This is a genomic window from Ensifer sp. GW821-FHT05G01, assembly GCF_059419585.1.
Map to the genome: position 1 here is coordinate 13,874 of NZ_JBWKSC010000013.1, position 20,995 is coordinate 34,868.

Here is a 20,995-nt window from a genome sequence, read left to right on the forward strand (position 1 = left end):
ATCGGGCCGCCGCCGGGGCTGTCCCTTGTCCGACGACGCAACTGCGGCAAGCCTAGGATCAAGACCCGGGCAACACAGGCGGAGGGGGCATGTGCAGGAGCGGCGTCGTTTCGCGTCTGCCGTCAGATGTGCCGCCTCGCCAGTCCAGTCAAATGGCATGCACTCGATCAGAAACGCACATGAGCACCTTCCTTCGCACCAACCGTCTGCTCGCCTTCACTTTCGATGCCGTAGAGCAGCGAGAAGTCGAAATCCCAGTTGAGGTCGTTGGAGATGTTCAACCCCGCGCTGACTGTGCCGAAAGCGCCGATATTGTCCGACGCGGCAAATCCCGCAGTGCCGCCTAAGCCGGGCGTCAGCAGCAGGCCGCTTTCGAGCAGGCAAGCACGCTCCAGTTCCGCGCCGACGCTGAAGCGCAGTTGCTCCTGTGCGAACCCTTTGAGATCGACTTGGGTACCGTCGCCGTTCGAGACGCTGTAGTCGTCGACGGTCTCGCTGAGGAGGACGGCACGTAGCACGGGTGTGAGGACGGTTGCGTCACCGAGTTGCCACTGCCCCTGCAGCTTCGAGTCCCACATCACCCGGCGCGTATCGAACGAGTCGCCGAAATGCTCCGTGTCGACGTCGTTCCAGGAACCGCCGTAGAGCAGGCTGGTGTCGTGGAACACGCCGGAGCCAAGCTCGAACGAAGCATAAGGGCCGGCCAGCCAGCCGTTACCGGTCAGTTCGGCGTCGGCGTCGGTAGGATCGGTCATGCGGTCGAAGTGGAACGACGGGCCGATCAGCGCAATGTCCTGCATGAACTTATCTGCCGTGTGCCGGCCGGCCTTCAGGAAATTGATCGGCCAGTCTGCCTCGGAGCGCTTCCTGCAAGTGACGTCTCGACCCGACACACCCTATCGCGGAGCCATGTGCAGAGGGTATTTTCCCGGGCAAAATCGGAAGGGCTTCTCGTCTGGAGCCTTCCCGGTAATCGCGGCGACTTATTCGTCTCTCAAACCCTGCTCCGGGACTATATCCTGTGGCAAGCGATCAAGTTCCGCGCCATTTCCGTGGCCTATGGGCGGGCGCATGAGGAGTTGAGTGGCAAAGGATGGGATTGCCGCCATGGCTCGGGTCCCTTCCGCGAGGCAGCAATGCAATCGAGCGCATTCTCACCTTCAGGTGGCAGGCGAGAGAACTGACACTGTCGCCACACGGGGCTCATGTTCAGCCACGAACTTTCATTCTACATCTTGCTCAAAGTAATCGTGCCCGAACAGCCGCTACCTGCCCCGGTCCCCTTGAACCTGCCGGTCCCGGTCGCTCCATTTATCCTTCCCGTCAGGATGTTGCCGCCTCTCCTTCCCTTATGGACAAATGTGTGGGTGATGTTGACGGTTCCGTTGCTGGAGATTTTCCCCGAAAATCCAGATCCAGACGACACCGCGCCGTGACTTACGGAAACGGTTGTCGAGAGTTCGCGCCAGTCGCCGCAGTCCGTCTTTGCGTGCCTTACAATCTTCCATGTGCCGTCGAAGACGCTCAAGCCGGGCGCGACACAGCGGTTGTCCTGTACCTCCATTCCGTTGGCGCAGGCCAGCGGGCAGACACGGTTGCCAATCGCTTTCAGCCCATTCAAAAGCGCCTCGGTCGGTGCGAGTGATGCAAGCCTCAGTCCCTTGCGCGCGGCATATGCTCGAAGGGCCTTCTGACTGCTGTCACCCCATTTTCCGTCGACTTGGCTGAGGCATCCGAGGCGCGCCAGTTCCCTTTGCGTGGCGAACGCGAGGTCGCCGGGAGCCATGTTGTCGGCGGGCGAACCGGAGGATTGTGTCCCTGAGTTGGCCTGGTCAAGCGCAGCGACTTCAGTTTTCCGCGCGTCGTCTGCAGGCTTCGCGGCACGCTCGGAAACTGCCTTTTCCTGCTCCGTCATCTGCCTTTCCTTCTCGCGCCCGATTGCCGCGATCTTCAACTTCGCCAGCGTTGCGAACGCGCCGTTGGGGTATTGCTGGAGGTATGCTTCGAAGAAATTGCTTTCGGTCGCATCCTTGATGGAATTCCAGTAGGCAAGTTCTACGGTTCTGTCGGTATCCGCTGGCGCCGCTGGGCCGGTTGCCGTGTCCGGGACTGCCAAGGGATTTAGAACAACGGGGCCTGTCAGCGATGAGCTGTCCCAGGGGATCTGCTTGCCATCCGTCACCTGCAACACCGCTCGACGCACGGCAATCATGTCATCCGTTATGCTCTGCCCGGGGGTGCCGAGGTGTTTCAGCAAAGCGGTCGTGAACGGGGAGTTCCTTCCAGAGCCGTCAAGGGAAACATTTCCCGGCTGAGTTGCGAACGCAATCAACGAGCCGACGCCGGTATCGAGTTTCGCCAACCCTCGCCCCACTGCCACGGATCGAGTTCCCAGGGAGCGAGCCAATGTCATGGCGAGCGGATTGTCGCGGCACGCGTCGAGGAACACCACATTGACCTTGGCGTTGCGCTCCATTGCGGAGAGGACGAGCTCGATCGGCAACGCCTCGAAATCCAAATCGTTGTTTGATTGAAGCTGGGCGTCGACCGGGATCATATAGTTGTCCCCGTTTACCTGCAGGCCGTGTCCGGCATAGAAAAAGAGTGCGACGTCAGCGCCTTCGAGTTTGCGTACAAACTCTCTGATCGACCGGCGCATTCCCGCCAGATCGAGGTCACGCCCCGTCACAACCACGAACCCCAGCCCTGTCAGTTTGGAGGCCATGTCACCGGCGTCATTCTGAGGGTTCGCAAGCTGTGGCGCGTGCTGGTAAGCCGAGTTTCCGATGACCAACGCGATGCGCCTTTCGGCCCAAGCATACGAGCTTAGAAAGATAAACGAGAGCGCAATGGCCACACGAAGGTAATACATAGGAGCCAGCCCCACCGACCATGCTCCCCTGTCGAAATCGACGTTTGACAGGCACACCTCCGACGGTCGCTGTCAGCGCATCGGACCAGCCCAAGGGACTGCAGTCAGGTTGAATGAGGATGATCTTCCACGCGGGCCTAGTCAACCAAGGCGGAAAGATCTCGAGGCTGAGGAGACCCGTCGGATGTTGTCGCATCATCGGACTGTCAGTGGGGGAGTGTAGAGGTGATGTCATGTCATGAGGAATTCGGCCGTCAGCGGGCCGTGCCCTGCATGTCTGCGCACGGACGATCAGTAACGACGGCTGAACGTCATCGTCCAGCCGTCGCTACCGACGTCTGCTCAGGAAACCCGCTCCATTTCCGGCAGGGCTTCGAACAGGTCTGCGACGAGGCCGTAGTCGGCGACCTGGAAGATCGGTGCCTCCTCGTCCTTGTTGATGGCGACGATGACCTTACTGTCCTTCATGCCGGCGAGATGCTGGATCGCACCGGAGATGCCGCAGGCGATGTAGAGATCGGGGGCGACCACCTTGCCGGTCTGGCCGACCTGCCAGTCGTTCGGGGCGTAGCCGGCATCGACGGCGGCGCGCGATGCGCCGACGGCGGCACCGAGCTTGTCGGCAACCGGCAGGATGACTTCCTGGAACTTCTCCGCCGAGCCGAGTGCACGCCCGCCCGAGATGATGATCTTGGCAGAGGTCAGCTCCGGGCGATCCGACGACGACAGCGCATCGGCAACGAAGGTCGAAAGACCCGGGTTGGCGGCAGCCGCGATCGTCTCGACCGAGGCAGAGCCACCTTCGGATGCAGAGGCGAACGAGGCGGTGCGTACGGTGATGACGCGCTTGGCTTCGCTCGTCTGCACCGTCTGGATGGCGTTGCCGGCATAGATCGGGCGCTTGAAGGTGTCGGAAGAGACAACTTCGGTGATGTCCGAGACCTGGACAACGTCCAGAAGCGCTGCAACCCGCGGCAGCACGTTCTTGCCGACCGAGGTGGCGGCAGCAAGGATTGTGTCGTAGCTGCCGGCCAGCGAGACGATGAGGGCTGCCAAGGGCTCGGCCAGATTGTTGGCAAGGCTTGCATCCTCGGCCACCAGCACCTTGGCGACGCCGGAAAGCTTGGCGGCCTGGTCGGCTGCCGCCTTGGCGCCGGCACCGGCCACCAGCACATGCACATCGCCGCCGATTTTGCTCGCTGCCGTCAGCGCCTTGGCGGTCTGGTCGGAAAGGTGGCTGCCGTCGTGATCAGCCAGAAGCAGAATAGCCATGATGAAATCTCCCTTTCCTGAAACTTAAAGCACGCCGGCTTCGGTCTTGAGCTTTTCGACCAGTTCGGCCACCGACTTGACCTTGATGCCGGCCTTGCGGCCTTCCGGCTCCTCGGTCTTCAGCACCTTCAGCCGTGGCGTGGTGTCGACGCCGAAATCGGCGGGCGATTTCTTGTCGAGCGGCTTCTTCTTCGCCTTCATGATGTTGGGCAGCGAGGCATAACGCGGCTCGTTGAGGCGCAGGTCGGTGGTGACCACTGCCGGCAGCTTGATGTCGATCGTCTGCAGGCCGCCGTCGACTTCGCGGGTCACGGTTGCCTTGCCATCACCGATCTCGACCTTGGAGGCAAACGTGCCTTGCGCCCAGCCGAGCAGCGCCGACAGCATCTGGCCGGTCTGGTTCGAATCGTCGTCGATCGCCTGCTTGCCGACGATGATCAGCCCCGGCTGTTCTGCCTCGGCAACACCCTTGACTATCTTGGCGACAGCGAGCGGCTCGACCTGGTCCTCGGTCTCGACCAGGATCGCCCGGTCGGCGCCCATGGCGAGCGCGGTCCTGAGCGTCTCTTCGGCCTTGGCCGGACCCACCGACACGACCACGACCTCGTCGGCCTTGCCGGCTTCCTTCAGCCGCAGCGCCTCTTCCACCGAGATCTCGTCGAACGGGTTCATCGACATCTTCACATTCGCCAGCTCGACGCCCGAGCCGTCCGCCTTCACCCGGATCTTGACGTTGTAGTCAACCACCCGCTTAACCGTCACAAGTATTTTCATGGTTGCTCCTTACGCCTTTTCGAACCGGGGAATGTCGATGTAGCCATCCGCCAGCAGGAAAGGCTTGATGCCCTGTCGCGCCACGGCGGCGAAAGTCTCATGGGTCAGGAAAACGAAGCCGCCCGACTGCTCCATCAAGTCCTGCATCTTTTGATACATCGTGTTGCGTTTGGCCTGGTCCGGCTCGGCCATTGCTTGCAGATAGAGGTTTTCGAAGTCCGGACTGTCAAACTGCGACCAGTTGAGCTGGCCGATCTGCGAGGGACGGAACCAGGCGAGGTTTTCCGCCGGATCGACACCACCTGCGAAATTCATCAGCACCATCTCAAGTGCGTTGCTGCCGTCCGGTGCCTTGTCGCCCAGCGTCCAGAAAACCGCGTCGTCGACGGCATTGATCTCCACATTCACCCCGATGACGCTGAGCAGTGCCTGCACGATCTGGCAGGTCAAGAGGCTCGTCTTGTCATTCAGCGCCGAAAGCGTGATGCTGAGATCGGAAACCCCAGCCTCCTCCAGAAGCGCCTGCGCCTTTTCCATATCCGGTGCGTAAAGGATCGCTTCGCGATGGCCGATCATGCCGGGCGGGACGACGCCGGTCGCCGGTTGGGCCAGATCGGAATAGGATCCGGCCATGATCTGGCTGACGTCGATTGCATGCTGGATCGCGCGGCGCACCCGCTCGTCGGCGAATTTCGGGTTTGTGAGGTTGAGGTTCAGCCAGATCAGCCGGCTGCCGTTCATTTCGATGAGGTCGCTTCCTTCCGGCAACCTATCGCGATACGTCGCCAGTGTATTGAGGCTGACCTTGGTATAGGAGACCGCCTTCGCCTCGTAGGCGAGCGCCGCTGCCTCGTCGTCGAGCACGATTTCGAACTTCACCGCCGGGAATGACGGCTGAGCGCCCTTCCAGGCCGGGTTGCGCGTGAGCAGCAGCGACTGCTTCGGCACCCATGCTTCGATCCGGTACGGCCCGGCCGTTGCCGGCGGTTCCGTTGTGAACTTGCCGCTAACCTTCTCGACGGCCTTCCGGCTGACGATATGACCCATGTAATAGGGCAGCGTCGTCACCCAGAACGGGACGGACGGTGTCTTCAGCCGGATGATCCCCGTGCGCTCGCCCGTCACCTCGACCGTCTCCATCGTGTCGAAGGCATAGGCCCAGGGGGAATTGTTGGCGGGCGTCGCAACACGTTCGAAGGAGTATTTTACATCCTCGGCGGTCACCGGCCCGAAACCGTCAGTCCACTCCAGCCAGTCGTGCAGCTCGAACTCGATTTCCGTCGGCGACTTCTGCACAAGGCTTTTGGCGGCATAGGCCTGCCAGCCGGGCGTCGCACGCACGTCGTTGAGGCGATTGAGCGAAGGGTAGATGCACCGGCCGATCTCCTCCTCCAGCGACCCGTTCTGGAAAGCGGGGTCGAGGATCTGGATATCCGTGCCGCCGCGCACGACAAGCGTGTCGCCATCGATGGCATAGGAAAGGCGTGGCCTGAGCATCAGCGCCCCTGCGGCGGCGGCCGATACTGTCAGGAATTGTCGTCTGTTCATGGACATCTGAATTCTCCCTCCTCAGATGGTGGTTCGATAGGGTCAGGCGATGGCGAGTGCTGGTTCGCCCACGGCCTGCCCTATCGGAAAATGACAGCGCACCCGCTGGCCGTTCACCCCGGCGGTCTCCCGCGGAGCCTCGCTTCGGCACAGGTCCTGCGCAAAACGGCACCGCTCGTGGAATTCACAGCCGGATGGACGGGCGAAGATGCTAGGCACTTCGCCGATCACAGGCGGCTCGTTTCGCCGGTGCCTCGGATCCGGCACCGGTTCGCTGTCGAGCAGTGCCTTTGTGTAGGGGTGCTGGGGATTGCGGAAGATTTCCGCCGTCGGCCCGCTTTCGACGACACGTCCGAGATACATGATGACCAGCTCGTCGGAAATGTGCCGCGCCACGGCTAGATTGTGGGTGATGATCAGGAAGGCGGTGTCGTGTTTCTCGCGGATGTCCAGGAAGAGGTTCATCACCCCGCCCTGCACGGAAACGTCGAGACCGGCCGTCGGTTCGTCCGCAACGATCAGGCGCGGGACGACGGAGAGAGCCCGTGCAACCGCAGCGCGACGCGCCTGGCCGCCGGAAAGGGCATGGGGAAAGCGGGAAAGCAGAGAGGATGGCAATCCGGCAAGCTGCGCCAGGGAGGCAATGGCCTCGGACGTCGTTGCGCCCTCGCCGGAAATTCGACGGGGTTCGGCAATGATGTCGCCGATGCGTTGCCGCGGATTGAAGGAGGAGGCCGGGTCCTGAAAGAGCAGCGCGGTCTTGTCGCGGATCGGTCTGAAGCTGGCCTTCGAGAAGTCCTGAAGGGGGGCGCCGTCGAAACGGATTTCTCCTGTCGTCGGCGGCGTCAGACCGACAAGCGCCATGCCGAGCGTGGTCTTGCCCGAACCGCTTTCACCCACGACACAGACGATCTTGCCGGGCCGGAGCGACAGAGAAACATCCATGACAATGTCGAGTTTGCGCCCGGCGGAGAAGATGCCACCGCCCGTACCGACGGCGATGCCGAGGCCGCGCGCCTCGAGAATGGGTGTCTGTTTCGTCATGCCGTTTTCCTCTCGTCTGCGTGACGGCGCAGGGCCTCGTGGTCGATGACCGGCATGCGGTTCACGCCGGGCGCGATCAGCGCCGGCTCGCACGCAAAGAGTGCCTTGGTGTAGGGGTGCGTCGGGTTCGCAAAAATGGCCTCGACCGGGCCTTGCTCGACCACGCGGCCGGCATACATGACGACCACACGATCGCAGATTTCGGCGATGACGCCGAGATGGTGGGAAATCATCAGCACGGCGACACCCGCCTCGGCGCGCAGCTCCCGGATCAGGTGGAGGATCTGCGCCTCCATGGTGACGTCGAGGGCGGTCGTCGGTTCGTCGGCGATCAAAAGCGACGGCCGCATCATCAGCGCTGCGGCGATGGCAACGCGCTGGAGCATGCCGCCGGAGAGTTCGAACGGGTAGTTCGACAACCGCCCGGCAGCGTTGGAAAGTCCGACTTGCTTGAAGACGGCGACGATGCGCTGCCGTTTCTCCTCCTTGGAAAAAGCCGTCTCGCGCCACAGGAGGTCCGTGAGCTGATCGCCCAACCGGTGCAGTGGGCTAAAGGTGGTCATCGGGTTCTGGAAGACCATGGCGGCCCCCGGTCCGCGAACGGACCGGAACGCCGGCCCGTCGGCGCCGAGCAAATTCTTGCCGGCGAGCGACAGGGCCTTGCCGCTGACGGCGGCCGATGAGGGCAGAAGGCCGAGAATGGAATGGGCAAGTGTCGACTTGCCCGAGCCGCTCTCGCCGATGATGCCGACGATCTCGCCCGGCTGGATGGTGAGATTGACATTCGAGACAGCGGGCCTTCCGCCATAGGAGATCGACAGTTCGTCGATCTCAAGCACCGGGCGTGTCTGTTGTTGCTCGGTGCTCATGCCGATTTCTCCGTCGCGAGCTTGGGATCGAGCGCGTCGCGCAGCGCCTCGCCGAAGAAGGTGAAACCGATCGTGGCGAGCACGATGGGTATGCTGCCGACGAGGACCGGCACCGGCGTGTTGCGGATCACCGAGAAGCCATCGGACAGGATGTTACCCCAGCTCGGTACTTGCGGCTTGACGCCGAGGCCGAGGAACGAAAGCCCGGCCTCGAGCGTGATCACCGTGGAGAGGTCGAGGCAGGCAAGAATGAGCAGCGGTCCGACGACGTTGGGCAGGAGATGGACGAAAAGGATGCGCAGGCTGGAGGCGTTCATCACCTGCTCGGCCCGGATGAAATCCCGTGCCTTGAGGCTGAGCGTCTGCGCGCGCACAAGCCGTGCATAGGACGGGACGGAATAGGCGACGATGACCAGGATCACCGTGGAGACGCCGGGTCCGAGCAGCACGACGATTGCCAGGCCGAACATGATCATCGGCAACGAGCTGAGGCTGTCGAAGACGAGGACCAGCAGGCCATCCAGCCAGCGCGGGCCGTAGCCGGCAATCAAGCCGAGTGGAATGGCGGCGGCAAGAGCGGTGGTGAGCGAAACCAGCGCGACCGTCATTGCCGTGCGCGTGCCGAGAATGACGCGGGTGAAGAGATCGCGGCCCAGCTGGTCGGTGCCCAGCCAATGGGCAGCCGACGGGCCGGCGAGACGCTCGGTCACGCTGATTGCGGTTGGCGAATAGGGGGCGATCCAGGGCGCCAGCGCCGCGATGAGCACGATCAAGGTAACAAGCACCACGCCGATGGCGCCGAGCGGCGTGGAAAGGATCTGGCGCAGCGTGCGCGCGATCCGGAAGGAACGTCTCTGGTTGAAGCCGCTGGCGACATGCATGTTGGAGACTGCCTCGCTCATTGAAGGGCCCTCTTCACGCGCGGATCCAGCAGAGCCGCGAGGATATCGGCGCAGATCATGCAGGCGATATAGAGGGCGGCGGTCACCATGACGGTGCCCATGACCACAGGGAAATTTCGGGTGATGACGGCGTCGTAGGTCATCTTGCCGAGACCCGGTCGCGAAAAGACTATCTCTGCGAAGACCGAGCCAGTCAGAAGGCCGCCAAAGCCGATGGCGATGACCGAGAGCACGGACAGCATGGACTGGCGAAGCGCGTAGCGCAGGACCACCCGGCGCTGGCCCACACCGAAGGATTGCAGCGTGCGCACATAGGGCTCGTTCATCGCCTCGATCATAGCGGCGCGCACGATGCGCGAAACGTAGCCGACCCAGCCGAGGCCGATCGCGAACGACGGCAGGATCAGGGCCCTGAGATAACCGAGCGGATCGGACATCTCGCCGGCGCCGATTGCCGGCAGCCAGTTCAGCGTCACTGCGAAGAGCAGCAGCGTATAAAGCGAGACGACGAAGGACGGCACGGCGACGAAGCCGATGGAGAGCAGGCCGATCAGCCAGTCCGGCCAGCGTCCGCGATAGAGCACCGCAAGGCAGCCGAGGGCAACGCCGAGCGCGACCGCCCAGGCAAAACTTGCAAGCGCGAGCGTGATCGTGTGCGGCATCACTTCGGCGATCATCGTCAGCACCGGTCGCCGGCTCCACACGTCCTCGCCGAGATCCCCGACGGAGAGCCTGCCGATAAACAGGCCAAGCTGTTCATAGAACGGACGGTCGAGGCCCATCATCTCGTGGAAGGCAAGGCGCATTTCCGGCGTTGAGCGAGCGCCCAGTGCGACGACCACCGGATCGCCCGGGATCATGTGCATCAGGCTGAAGAGCATGAGAGCGACAACGAAGAGGATGGCGATGCCAAGCCCTACCCGCCGCAGAATGAAGAATGTCATGGTTCCCCCCTTTGTTTTGGTTGGCCGGAGCTAGAGGTGGTCCCGGTCGATATCTCGTTCGCCCGCGCGTTCGAAGACGACCTCTCCCCGCTCCAGCGCCAGAAGGTGCCAATGCAGGCGAAACTGGGTTGCGGTCGACGTCAACGTGACTTTCGAACGGGTCTCGACGTCAGCGTCGCCGCTGGCGAAAGCCATCTGCCAGCCCGTCTCCAACGCGGCCGAAAGCGGGTCGCTGTCGGTCAGCTCCATGCGGTCGATCACACTGGCGGCGGTCACGATCGATCGGTCCGGTAGCCTGTACCTGCCAAAATCGCTTGTGAGCACGATCGCCTCGCGACCGGGGCCGACGTCACGATGGATTTCGCGGCGATGTTGCATCGGCGCGATCTCAATGACCTCAAGCGGCGGTGCGATCTCGACCGGGGCGAAGGTCGGCGTCGCCTCTCCCGCCATCGACTTCCGTACGGGAATGGAGAGCTTGGCTGCACCCGTTGCCAGCGAGATCGTTGGCCGCTCCGGTGACGGCCATAGGATCGGCCAGAGTTGTGTCGTCAACACCAGCCGGAGACGGTGACCGGCTGGGAAACGGCGGCCGATATGGCCAAGAGTGATGCGGGCGGTGAACATCTCGCCCGGCTGCAGAGCTTGCGGTTTCTCGTGACTGTTGCGGTGGGTGAGATTGAGGCAACCCCACGTGACCAGTGTCGAAGTACCGTCAGGCGCGACATCGCAGATCTTCGCGACGAGCTGGGCATTGGCGACATCGCAGGTGCCGCGGATCTCGAGTTCCGGCGCTCCGAGCATATCGAAGCCGGCAGCGAGCGGACAGGTGTCGAAGGCCAGGCCCAGACCATCTTCCCGCCGCTGATCGAGCGCCATGTCGGGTGCATCGCCGCCGTAGCCGCCAAAGCGGCCGAAATCCTGCATCGTCACGGTGGGTGTCGAGAGGACAAGCGCCTCGCCGGGAACGGGCTCGTCGGCCAGCCCCACTGCGTTCAGATGCAAGGTGCGGGTCTCAACGTTCGGCGACGGCCAGGCTTCTTCGCCGACCCAGCGACCGGGGTGATCAGCGTAGAAAGGCGCCGGTTGGTGCGGCTCGATGATCCAGGCCGTATAGGCCGGCTCCTCCATGATGCCGGTTTCGATGCCGCAGAGCCATTGCCGCCACCAGCGGATGGCCTCCTGCATGTAACCGATCGCCGGTCCCGGCTCGCCGAGAAAGGGGTAGGCATGCGACCACGGGCCGACGAGCCCCTTGCGTGGCCCCGGCAGGTTTTCCAGAAGCCTCGGCACTGCGTTGAAGTAGGTGTCGTCCCATCCGCTGATGGCATAGACCGGGATGTCCACCTTGGAGAAATCTTCGCAGATCGAGCCGCGCTGCCAGTAGGCATCGCGCCGCTGGTGTTCCAGCCAAATGTCGGACCAGCAGCTGGAAGCCTCCAGCCGCTCCATCCACATTTCGCGCCAGCGCTCGCCGACCATCTGCGGATCCGGCGGCAGGGCGCCAAGTCCGAGGATGAAGGACGACCACATGGCATCCTCGGTGAGAAGACAGCCGCCGTTGTAGTGTACATCGTCGGCATAACGGTCATCGGAGCAGCAGAGTGCGATCACCGCCTTCAGTGCCGGTGGCCGACGGGCTGCAACCTGCAAGGCGTTGAAACCGCCCCAGGAAATGCCGGTCATGCCGACCGCGCCGGTGGACCAGGGCTGAGTGGCGAGCCACGCGATGACGTCCTCGGCATCGTCGAATTCCTGCTCGGTATATTCGTCGGTCAGAATGCCTTCACTGTCGCCAGAACCGCGAATGTCGACCCGGCAACAGGCAAAGCCGTGGCCGGCGACATAGGGGTGCATCTTGACGTCGCGGAACACCGTGCCATCGCGACGGCGATAGGGAATGAGTTCGAGGATCGCCGGCACCGGCGACACCTCGGCATCTTCAGGTAACCAGATCGTCGCCGCCAGGCGGCAACCGTCACGCATCGAGATGAAAACGGGATCAAGACAGCGCACGGCGCGTGGAAAGGAGGTGACAACGGACATCACGGCTTCTCGTTCTTCTCGGGGGGCTGATTGTCGGCGGCAGGCAGCCATTGGTAGACCTCGGGCGAGGTCTGTGGGTAGGTGACGAAATCCTTGCGCCGCTTCACGCCGGTCCGCCGCAGGCGGCGCCAAAGAGCAAACAAGGCGAAGGCGATGGAGAGCGCGCCGGCATACCAGAAGAAGGCGTTCGCTCCGTAGTGCTCGATCCCGGTCGCGCCGATCATCGGTCCGACCGTGCCGCCGAAGGCCCAGATCAGCAGCAGGTTCGACGAGAGTGGGACGAAATCGGCGGGCTCGGCGCGATCGTTGGCGTGCGCGACGCCGAGCGGATAGAAAATCTCGGAAATGCCGCCGAAGACTGAAAACAGGATCAGTAGCATCCAGAAGGGTGTTGCAACGCTGATTGTGAAGAACAACCCACACACGACGACGAGAACGACGGCGAGCGTGAGCATCATGTTGGTGCGGTCGAGTTTGTCGGACAGCGCGCCGAGCGGGAATTGCAGGAAGAGAGCGCCGAGCACGACCGCCGACATCAGGAGAGCGATGCGGTCCTGGGTGAAGCCGAGATCGAGCACGTAGAGCGAGCCGATATTGGCGAAGGTCGAGGATACGAGCCCTGTTAGAAGGCAGGCGAAGGCCCCGAGCGGAGAGGTGCGGAACGCCCGCAGGATGTGAATGCCGACTGGCGCGTGCAATTGCGGTTCACCCACCCAGATGGCGGTGACCGGCACCAGCGCCAGCACGTAAAAGGCGGCGGAAAACATCAGCATGTCGTTGCCACCGGGATCGATATCCCGCGCAAGCAGTTGCCCGAGCCCGTAGAAGAGACCGATGACCAGCACATAGAGTGTCAGCGCCCGCCCGCGCCCGCTGTTCGGCACCATGGCGTTCAGCCAGCTTTCGATGATGACTGTCTGGCCGGCGTTGACGAAGCCCATCACCGCCATCACCGCCATGAGCGCGGCGATGCCGGGATTGAACGCCATGGAAAGAAGAAGGACCGCCGCCAGCGCCGAAAAGGCCGCATAGGCGCGCACTTCACCGACTGAGCGAATGAGGCGTGTGGAGCCAACGCAGCCGACGAGAAACCCGGCGCTTTCGGCCATGACGGCAAGGCCGACGATGCTGGCGCCGTCGCCGGCCGAAACCAGCCGCAACGGCAACAGGGTATGAAACAGGCCCGATCCGGCCGCATGGAGCGCACCGCCGGCAAGCGGTGACGCGATCGACCAAACAGGCAAGCTTTGCACCTGACTCATGACACGGCTCCTTCCCTGCGGGAGCCGGCAAGCCTCCAACAGCGACCACTAAAGGCAAATTACGAATGTGCAGGCCTGCAGCCACAGGTGGAATTCACCTTGGCGTGCCAGGACCCTTTTTCGTCCGGCGCATCGTGGCCCGGACAGTGTTTTGTCGTGCATCAAATTACGCACAAACTGAAAATTGGCGCAAGAGAAATTATACGATCTTATAATTAATGCTGGAAGTAATTGATAACATGTAATTTATGGCATTTCATTCGATGTTCGAGCAACCAATCCCGCAATGCGCCTACACCTATGATCACCCATGAGACGGCACATCGATCTGTCGCACAACCTGCTGTTTTTACGTCGTTTAACGTTGAGAATGGGAGCTTGCTCCAGGTCTGTGTTGGAGGGAGTCGCTCCAATCCAAAGGGGATCATGACGAAACGAAATGACCTCAAAACAATTTGCCATGCCGGAAATTATACGTTTGTATAGCAATGATCTTGCATGGTGAAGGCGCCGGGCTATGCTGGCCTTTCCGAACCGCAGCGGCCAGCGCTGTCCAAAGAACAATTCTATCCATGGTAGTGATGATGCCCAGAGACCCCCGCTTCGATATTCTCTTCGAACCAGTCAAGATCGGCCCGGTCACCGCGCGCAACCGCTTCTATCAGGTGCCGCACTGTTCCGGCATGGGCTACCGCTATCCGAATGCCGAGGCCCATCTGCGTGGCATGAAGGCCGAGGGCGGCTGGGCAGTCGTCTCCACCCAGGAGGCGGAAATCCACCCGACCTCGGATCTGACGCCGGCAAATGAGGCGCGCCTTTGGGACGAAGGTGACATGCCGGCCCTTTCCGCCGTCACCGCGCGCATCCATGACCATGGCAGCCTCGCGGCCATCCAGCTGGTTCACAACGGCCTGCATGTCGCCAATCGGTTTAGCCGGATGATCCCGCTTGCCCCGTCCCATGCCGTCAGCGACAGCCTCGACCCTGTTCAGGCGCGCGCCATGGACAAGGCCGACATCGCCGATATGCGCCGCTGGTACCGCAATGCGGCATTGCGTGCCAGGAAAGCCGGATTCGATATCGTCTATCTTTATGCCGGCCATGACATGAGCGTGCTTCAACACTTCCTGTCGCGCCGCCACAACGACCGCAGCGACGAGTACGGCGGCTCCTTCGAAAACCGGTTGCGGCTGTTTCGCGAAATCATGGAGGATACACGGGAGGCGATCGGAGACACCTGTGCGCTTGCCGTGCGCCTGGCCGTCGACGAACTGATGGGACCCGCCGGAATTACCAGCGAGGGGGAAGGCAAGGACATCATCGCAGCGCTCGCCGAGCTTCCGGACCTCTGGGACGTCAACCTCTCCGATTGGTCGAACGACAGCCAGACCGCTCGCTTCTCCGAGGAAGGCTACCAGGAGCCCTACATCCGCTTCGTCAAATCCGTCACGACCAAGCCCGTGGTCGGCGTCGGGCGCTATACCTCGCCGGACAGCATGGTGCGGGTAGTTCGCCAGGGTGTCCTCGACTTCATCGGTGCGGCACGCCCGTCGATCGCCGATCCCTATCTGCCGAAGAAGATCGAGGAAGGCCGCATCGACGACATCCGCGAATGCATCGGCTGCAACATCTGCGCTTCCGGCGACAATACCAATGTGCCCATGCGCTGTACGCAAAACCCGACGATCGGGGAGGAATGGCGCAAGGGCTGGCACCCAGAGATCATCGCATCAATGCCCGCGCCCGAACCCGCGCTGATCATCGGCGGAGGCCCCGCAGGCCTGGAGGCGGCACGCGCGCTTTCGCAGCGTGGGGTCGATGTCGTGCTCGCGGAAGGAAGTGGGGAATGGGGCGGACGGGTGGCGCGTGAATGCCGGTTGCCGGGACTTGCCACCTGGGGCCGGGTGCGCGATTGGCGCATCGGTCAGTTGAGCACCAAGGTCAATGCCGAGCTCTATCTTCATAGTCCGCTCAGCGCCGAGGACGTGCTGCAATATGGCATTCCTCATGTCGCGATTGCCACCGGCGCAAGCTGGCGATGCGATGGTGTCGGTCGCACCCACCGGCGGCCGCTCGAATTTCTTGCAGAGGGCGCGCTGGTTTCGCCTGATGCCCTCCTTGCCGAAGGCGCCCAGGCGGTTTCTGAGCGTGGCCCAGTCGTGGTCTTCGACGACGACAGCTTCTACATGGGCAGCGTGCTTGCGGAACTGCTGGCCAAGGCCGGCCGGCTGGTGACCTTTGTCACACCCGAACCACAGGTTTCGCCCTGGAGCAAGAATACCTTGGAACAGGGACGCGTGCAGAAGCGTCTCATAGATCTTGGCGTCGAGATCATCCCCGCCATGAGCCTTGCCGGCCGAACCAAGGATCGACTCGACCTCGCCTGCGTCTACAGCGGTAAGATCCGGTCGATCGACTGCGACACACTCGTCCCGGTCACGGCGCGATTGCCTGACGAAACCCTCTGGCGAGACTTGAAAGCCCGGGAAGCGGATTGGGCCGATGCCGGCATCAAGACGGTTGTCCGGCTCGGCGACTGCCTGGCCCCCGGCCTGATCGCTGCCGCCGTCTACTCGGGTCACCAGTATGCCCGCACCTATCAGCAACAAGTCGATAGCGATCGCGTCCCCTTCCTTCGGGAGGACATCGCAACGCTCCAAGACCTCCCATCTTCATGAGGTAGCCTTTAGTCAGTGAAGGGGGGAGCGGCCTATTGGCATGGTCGCCACGGGCGCTATTCTGATCACCAGTTGCGGCCAGACGCTTCGGTTATGCGTAAGCACCTCGGCGTAAGCCTTCGACCCAGTTGCGGCAGAGCTGCATGCCTTCCTCAGGCTTGAAGGAGGCCGGGTTGAGGCACCAGGCGAGCCAGAGGCCATCGAGGAGTGCAGTAAAGGCGATGGCGCTCAGGCGAATGTCGGCGATCCCGAACCCCTCGTCGGCGGCGAGATCGCCGAGCAACCCTTCGATGGCACCGACATAGTTGGAATACTCGCCCTGCTGCGAGGCACTCATGCGCGGGGAATGGAGAACGAGTCCCCAGAACACCACCCAGACACCGAGCACGCCCCGATCGAACAGCATGGGAGAGAAGGACACGTTGATGAAGGCGTCCAGGCGCTTTTGCGGCGTCGGTTCGGCATCTGCGACGGCTTTCAACAGCGATTGCAGCAGGCCTTCAGACATGATGTCGAAAGCATAGGCGACGAGTTCGTTGATCTCGCCGAAATGGTGGGTGATCAAGCCCTGCGTCACACCCGCTTCCGCCGCGATCTGCCGGACGGAAACGCCGGCATTGCCATGTTTGACGATACAGCGAAGCGCCGCTTCGCCAAGCTGCCGACGTCGGTCCTCGGGCGTTTCCCGGTGAAAACGCGCCCTGCCCTTTGCTACGACTTTTCTTGCCAATGCGCCCCTGCCTCTTGTCTGCCGAGCTGTGGGTGATGCCCCGCCATTTACCAGAGGGGAGCTCAATCAGCTGGACAACCACTGTGTATCATCGACGAATATATGCAATATCATATTGCGATGAAACGATAATTATACTTGTTATACGATCTTATAATTTCTCTTGCGAAGTGACGTGCTCAGTGCCTATCCTGTCGCCAATGACCTGCCAGTACATGGCGGGCGGGGAACGAGGACTGGAAGCATGACGCGAGATGCTCGCTACGATGTGCTGTTCGAACCTGTGCGGATCGGCCCGGTCACGGCGCCAAACCGATTCTACCAGGTGCCGCATGCCAGCGGCATGACCAATGCCCTACCACGGGTGCGCGCCGCATTCCGTGAGACGAAGGCCGAGGGCGGGTGGGGCGTGATCTGTACGGGCGCCTGTTCCATCGACCCGACTTCGGACGATACACCGCTGCCTTTCGCCACGCTCTGGGACCGTAACGACATTCGCGCACACGCCCTGATGACGGAGGCAGTCCATCGCCACGGCTCGCTTGCGGGCGTGGAGCTTTGGCACGGCGGCGCGGCGGTGATGAACCGGGCGAGCCGCCTGCCGCCACTGTCGCCCTCGGGTATCCCCTGGATGGCGACGCATGTCGGCTTCATGGGCAATCTGCGCCCGCGCGTCATGGACAAAACGGATATCCGCGACGTTCTGCGATGGCAGGCGGAAGGCGCTGGCAAGGCGCGCAGCGCCGGCTTCGACATCGTCTATGTCTATGCCGGCATGGGCTATCTCGGTTACGAGTTTCTGCTGCCCGAATACAATCATCGTTGCGACGAGTATGGCGGACCGATTGAAAACCGCATCCGCTTCGTGCGCGAACTGCTTGAGGTGACACGGGAGGCGGTCGGCACCGATTGCGGTGTGGCGCTGCGAGTCAGCTTGGAGGAATTGCGCGGCCGGCCGGGCACGCATCAGGAATCCGAGGCACATGAATTGATCTCGCTCCTCTCCGACCATGCCGATCTCTTCGATGTGAAGATGGATTCAAGCCCGACAGACTGTTCCGCCTCGCGTTTCACCGGCGAAGGCAGCCATGAGCCGGTAATCGATTTCGTGAAGCGGATGACGGACAAGCCTGTCGTCGGCGTCGGCCGTTTCACGTCGCCGGACACGATGGTCTCCCAGATTCGTCGGGGCGTTCTCGACCTGATCGGCGGCGCGCGTCCCTCGATCGCCGATCCGTTCCTGCCGAACAAGATCAGGGAGGGCCGCATCGAGGAGATCCGCGAGTGTATCGGCTGCAACATCTGCATTTCGAGCTGGCATGACGGCGTCCCCGTTCGCTGCACGCAGAACCCAACCGCAGGCGAGGAATGGCGTCGCGGATGGCATCCGGAGCGGATTGCACCTGCTCGCAAGCGCGAGAAGGTCCTGATCGTTGGCGGAGGGCCTTCGGGCCTCGAATGCGCGCTCACCGCTGCGCGCCAGGGCCATGAGGTAACGCTTGCCGATGCCGGGACGAGCTGGGGTGGGCGACTGAGCTTTGAAAAGACGCTACCGGGCCTTGCGGCCTGGAACCGGGTCGTGGACTACCGCCTTGGCCGTCTCGCCGATCTTCCAAATGTGTCCATGTACCTGGAAAGCCCGCTTGGCGTCGACGATATCCTCGAGCTTGCCCCAGATCACCTCATTCTCGCAACGGGCGCCGCGTGGACCCGCATGCTCTATTCGACACTGGAAATCCCGGTCGGCCAGTTGGAACATCCAGCGGTCTATACGCCCGATGACATCGCTGCGGGACGCTTGCCGGCAGGACCGGTGCTCGTCTTCGATTTCGACAACTATTATTACGGCGGCGTCCTGGCGGAGCATCTGGCGGCCAAGGGCATGGAGGTCTCCTATGTAACCCCCGCCGGCCAGGCATCGGCCTGGACGATTATGACGAATGAACTGCCGTTGGTGCACCGCGCCCTGCTGCAGCGCCGGATCCCCGTTACAACTTTGCAGACGGTCACCGGTTTCGACGGCGAAATGGCCACGCTTGCCCATGTGTTCACCGGCGAGGAAACGGCAATGCATTGCCGCTCGATCTTGATCGTCGGCCTGCGCCGGCCGCGCAGCGCCCTCCGCGAGGCCCTGGATCTCCGACGGGCGGAGGTAGAGGCGGCCGGCATCGCCAGCGTCACGACAATTGGCGATGCTCTCGCACCCGGTGCGATCGCCCATGCGGTGCACAGCGGCCACAAGGCCGCCCGGGAGCTTGGCCAAAGGGACGGACACAGGCTGTATCTGCGCGACACGCCGATTACAGACTGTGAACCCGGCTTTGAGCAGGCAGACGCGGCGGAATGACGACACGGTCACGACCGCCTTTCGGCGCGCGCTCGATCCGCGCCGAAAGGCATGGGCCGTGTTCACGACGCCGTTATGTCGCATCCAAACAGCGCCTCAGCAATTTCGTTGCGAATTCAATTTCATCCTCGGTCGATGCGGCGAAGCCGACTAGAAGGGCCTTCCGCGGCGATGTCCGGTTTGCGTAGTAGTAGGACAGTTGTTCGACGCCGAGATTGTGGTGGCGGCAACGGATCAGCACGGCATCCTCATCCACCGACTGGTCCCTGAAATAACAGAGATTGTAGAAGCCCGATGCGAACTCGGGCGGCTCGAAGATGTCGGCAAAATCGGAACGCAGAATTTGTAGAAGGAAGTTCTGGCGCTTGGCGTAGATCCGGCGCATCCGATGTAGGTGGCGAACATAATGGCCGTCCTCGATAAGGCGGCCGACGATCTGTTCGGTGAATTGCGGCAACGCCCTGTAGCGAACCTGGATCAGCCGGCGGCATTTTTCCGCAAGCGCCCTTGGCATGATCATGTAACCGACGCGGAGGGATTGCAGCAGCGTCATGCTGAAGGCACCGACATAAATGACCTGGCCCGCCTGATCGAGCGCTTTCAGCGGTGGGATCGGTCCACCCCGATAGCGAAATTCGCTACCCAGATCGTCCTCGATGATAAGCGTCTCGCGGTCGGCCGCCCAGTGCAGCAGTTCCAGCTTTCGCTTCATCGGCATAGCGATCGTCATCGGCTGCTGCTTGGCAGCCGTGACGAAGGCGAGCTTGACGTCGCGGCTGGCAACCGTATGCGGGTCCGGCCCCGACGCATCGACATACATTGGCTCGATCTTGCAACCGGACGACTGGAAAATCGACCTGATTGCCGCCATCCCGGGTTCCTCGAAAGCAACGGTGTCGCCGGGGTCGAGCAGCAGCTCGGCCAAAAGCGTGACGGCATGATGCGCACCGAGCGTGGTCACCACTTCTTCTGGCTCGCATCGGATGCCGCGGCTGACGGCGATATGCCGGGCGATCTGCTCTTCGAGCAGGGATGGACGCAGGATCTCCCGATAATTGACGATCCGGAAATCGCCTTGCGCATAGACCTCTTTCGTCAGCTGAGACCAGATTTGCACCGGAAACAGCCGGTGATCGGGGGTCGCCATGTGCAGAAGTTGCGACCCGTCATTGAGGGTCAGGGACGTGCGCCATGTCAGTGCCTGCCCACGCTTCGACAGCAGGTTTTCGAACCGGTCCGGCGTTGCGACGTCGCGTTCTGAAGGTGTGTTCGGACTGCCCTGTTGGCGTCGAGGAACCGTCTCCACATAGGTGCCGCTGCCGCGCGCAGAATTGAGATAGCCTTCCGCGACAAGCTGGTCGAGTGCGGTCACCACCGTGAAGCGGGAGATGCCGAGACTTTCCGACAGGACGCGTGACGAAGGGATGCGCATCCCGCCGGGAAGCGCGCCCGACAGGATCATCTCCCGCAAGCCGTCGTAGAGCTGGAGGTACAGAGGTCGTGCGCTGTCGGCTTCGAGTATCAATCCGTCCAGGCTGGATCCGTCGATCGTGCGGGCGATGGCGCGCCTCCATGGGGTGTGTCCCAGCGATGACAAGTGGACTGGTCATTTTTGCCATTTCTGGACATGTATGCAGCATTCTTGGCGATTAATATCCGTCGGGTCAAGCAAAGGCGCCGCTGGGCGAACCGCGGGCCAGGCCAGTT

15 protein-coding genes are annotated in these 20,995 nt (G+C 62.3%); 2 read left to right on the plus strand and 13 right to left on the minus strand.

Annotated features, from left to right (window positions below; all coding sequences use genetic code 11):
* Window positions 1-167 precede the first annotated feature (167 nt).
* The 11 genes from AC07UR_RS26435 to AC07UR_RS26485 all read right to left on the minus strand — a co-directional run bounded on the left by AC07UR_RS26435 (window position 168) and on the right by AC07UR_RS26485 (window position 13,533).
* Window positions 168-800, minus strand: a complete 633-nt coding sequence (locus tag AC07UR_RS26435; RefSeq protein ID WP_173422832.1) for an autotransporter outer membrane beta-barrel domain-containing protein — start codon at window positions 798-800, stop codon at window positions 168-170.
* A gap of 428 nt (window positions 801-1,228) precedes the next feature.
* Window positions 1,229-2,872: a caspase family protein gene (locus AC07UR_RS26440; protein WP_209789759.1), complete on the minus strand. Its 1,644-nt coding sequence runs from the start codon at window positions 2,870-2,872 to the stop codon at window positions 1,229-1,231.
* Between the two features lie 342 nt (window positions 2,873-3,214).
* Complete coding sequence (locus tag AC07UR_RS26445) at window positions 3,215-4,144, minus strand: electron transfer flavoprotein subunit alpha/FixB family protein (RefSeq protein ID WP_209789760.1); 930 nt, start codon at window positions 4,142-4,144, stop codon at window positions 3,215-3,217.
* A gap of 24 nt (window positions 4,145-4,168) precedes the next feature.
* On the minus strand, window positions 4,169-4,918 hold the full coding sequence (locus AC07UR_RS26450) for an electron transfer flavoprotein subunit beta/FixA family protein (protein WP_209789761.1): 750 nt from the start codon (window positions 4,916-4,918) through the stop codon (window positions 4,169-4,171).
* A gap of 9 nt (window positions 4,919-4,927) precedes the next feature.
* Complete coding sequence (locus tag AC07UR_RS26455; RefSeq protein ID WP_209789762.1) at window positions 4,928-6,472, minus strand: ABC transporter substrate-binding protein; 1,545 nt, start codon at window positions 6,470-6,472, stop codon at window positions 4,928-4,930.
* 36 nt (window positions 6,473-6,508) lie between these two features.
* Window positions 6,509-7,510, minus strand: a complete 1,002-nt coding sequence (locus AC07UR_RS26460; protein WP_209789763.1) for an oligopeptide/dipeptide ABC transporter ATP-binding protein — start codon at window positions 7,508-7,510, stop codon at window positions 6,509-6,511.
* Window positions 7,507-8,379: an ABC transporter ATP-binding protein gene (locus tag AC07UR_RS26465; protein ID WP_209789764.1), complete on the minus strand. Its 873-nt coding sequence runs from the start codon at window positions 8,377-8,379 to the stop codon at window positions 7,507-7,509. The genes AC07UR_RS26460 and AC07UR_RS26465 overlap by 4 nt, the downstream gene beginning before the upstream one ends.
* Complete coding sequence (locus tag AC07UR_RS26470; RefSeq protein ID WP_234941749.1) at window positions 8,376-9,281, minus strand: ABC transporter permease; 906 nt, start codon at window positions 9,279-9,281, stop codon at window positions 8,376-8,378. Before AC07UR_RS26470 ends, AC07UR_RS26465 begins: the two co-directional genes overlap by 4 nt.
* Window positions 9,278-10,225, minus strand: coding sequence for an ABC transporter permease (locus AC07UR_RS26475; RefSeq protein ID WP_209789765.1), 948 nt, complete (start codon window positions 10,223-10,225; stop codon window positions 9,278-9,280). Before AC07UR_RS26475 ends, AC07UR_RS26470 begins: the two co-directional genes overlap by 4 nt.
* Window positions 10,226-10,255: 30 nt before the next feature.
* Entirely contained in the window at window positions 10,256-12,271 is a 2,016-nt protein-coding gene (locus tag AC07UR_RS26480; protein WP_173424049.1) for a CocE/NonD family hydrolase, read from the minus strand.
* Window positions 12,271-13,533 (minus strand): MFS transporter, encoded by a 1,263-nt coding sequence (locus tag AC07UR_RS26485; protein WP_209789766.1) that lies wholly within the window; start codon window positions 13,531-13,533, stop codon window positions 12,271-12,273. The genes AC07UR_RS26480 and AC07UR_RS26485 overlap by 1 nt, the downstream gene beginning before the upstream one ends.
* Window positions 13,534-14,117: 584 nt before the next feature.
* Here AC07UR_RS26485 and AC07UR_RS26490 point away from each other — a divergent pair.
* The gene (locus AC07UR_RS26490; protein ID WP_209789767.1) at window positions 14,118-16,211 is read left to right on the plus strand and encodes an oxidoreductase; all 2,094 of its coding nucleotides are present in this window, start codon (window positions 14,118-14,120) and stop codon (window positions 16,209-16,211) included.
* Between the two features lie 91 nt (window positions 16,212-16,302).
* On the opposite strand, the gene AC07UR_RS26495 is transcribed toward AC07UR_RS26490, so the two are convergent.
* Entirely contained in the window at window positions 16,303-16,941 is a 639-nt protein-coding gene (locus AC07UR_RS26495; RefSeq protein WP_173424052.1) for a TetR/AcrR family transcriptional regulator, read from the minus strand.
* A gap of 244 nt (window positions 16,942-17,185) precedes the next feature.
* Between AC07UR_RS26495 and AC07UR_RS26500 the strand changes: the two genes are divergently transcribed.
* Window positions 17,186-19,288, plus strand: coding sequence for an oxidoreductase (locus tag AC07UR_RS26500; protein WP_209789768.1), 2,103 nt, complete (start codon window positions 17,186-17,188; stop codon window positions 19,286-19,288).
* 73 nt (window positions 19,289-19,361) lie between these two features.
* Here AC07UR_RS26500 and pdxR read toward each other — a convergent pair whose 3' ends face one another.
* Window positions 19,362-20,885, minus strand: a complete 1,524-nt coding sequence (gene pdxR / locus AC07UR_RS26505) for a MocR-like pyridoxine biosynthesis transcription factor PdxR (RefSeq protein WP_209789769.1) — start codon at window positions 20,883-20,885, stop codon at window positions 19,362-19,364.
* Between the last annotated feature and the right edge of the window lie 110 nt (window positions 20,886-20,995).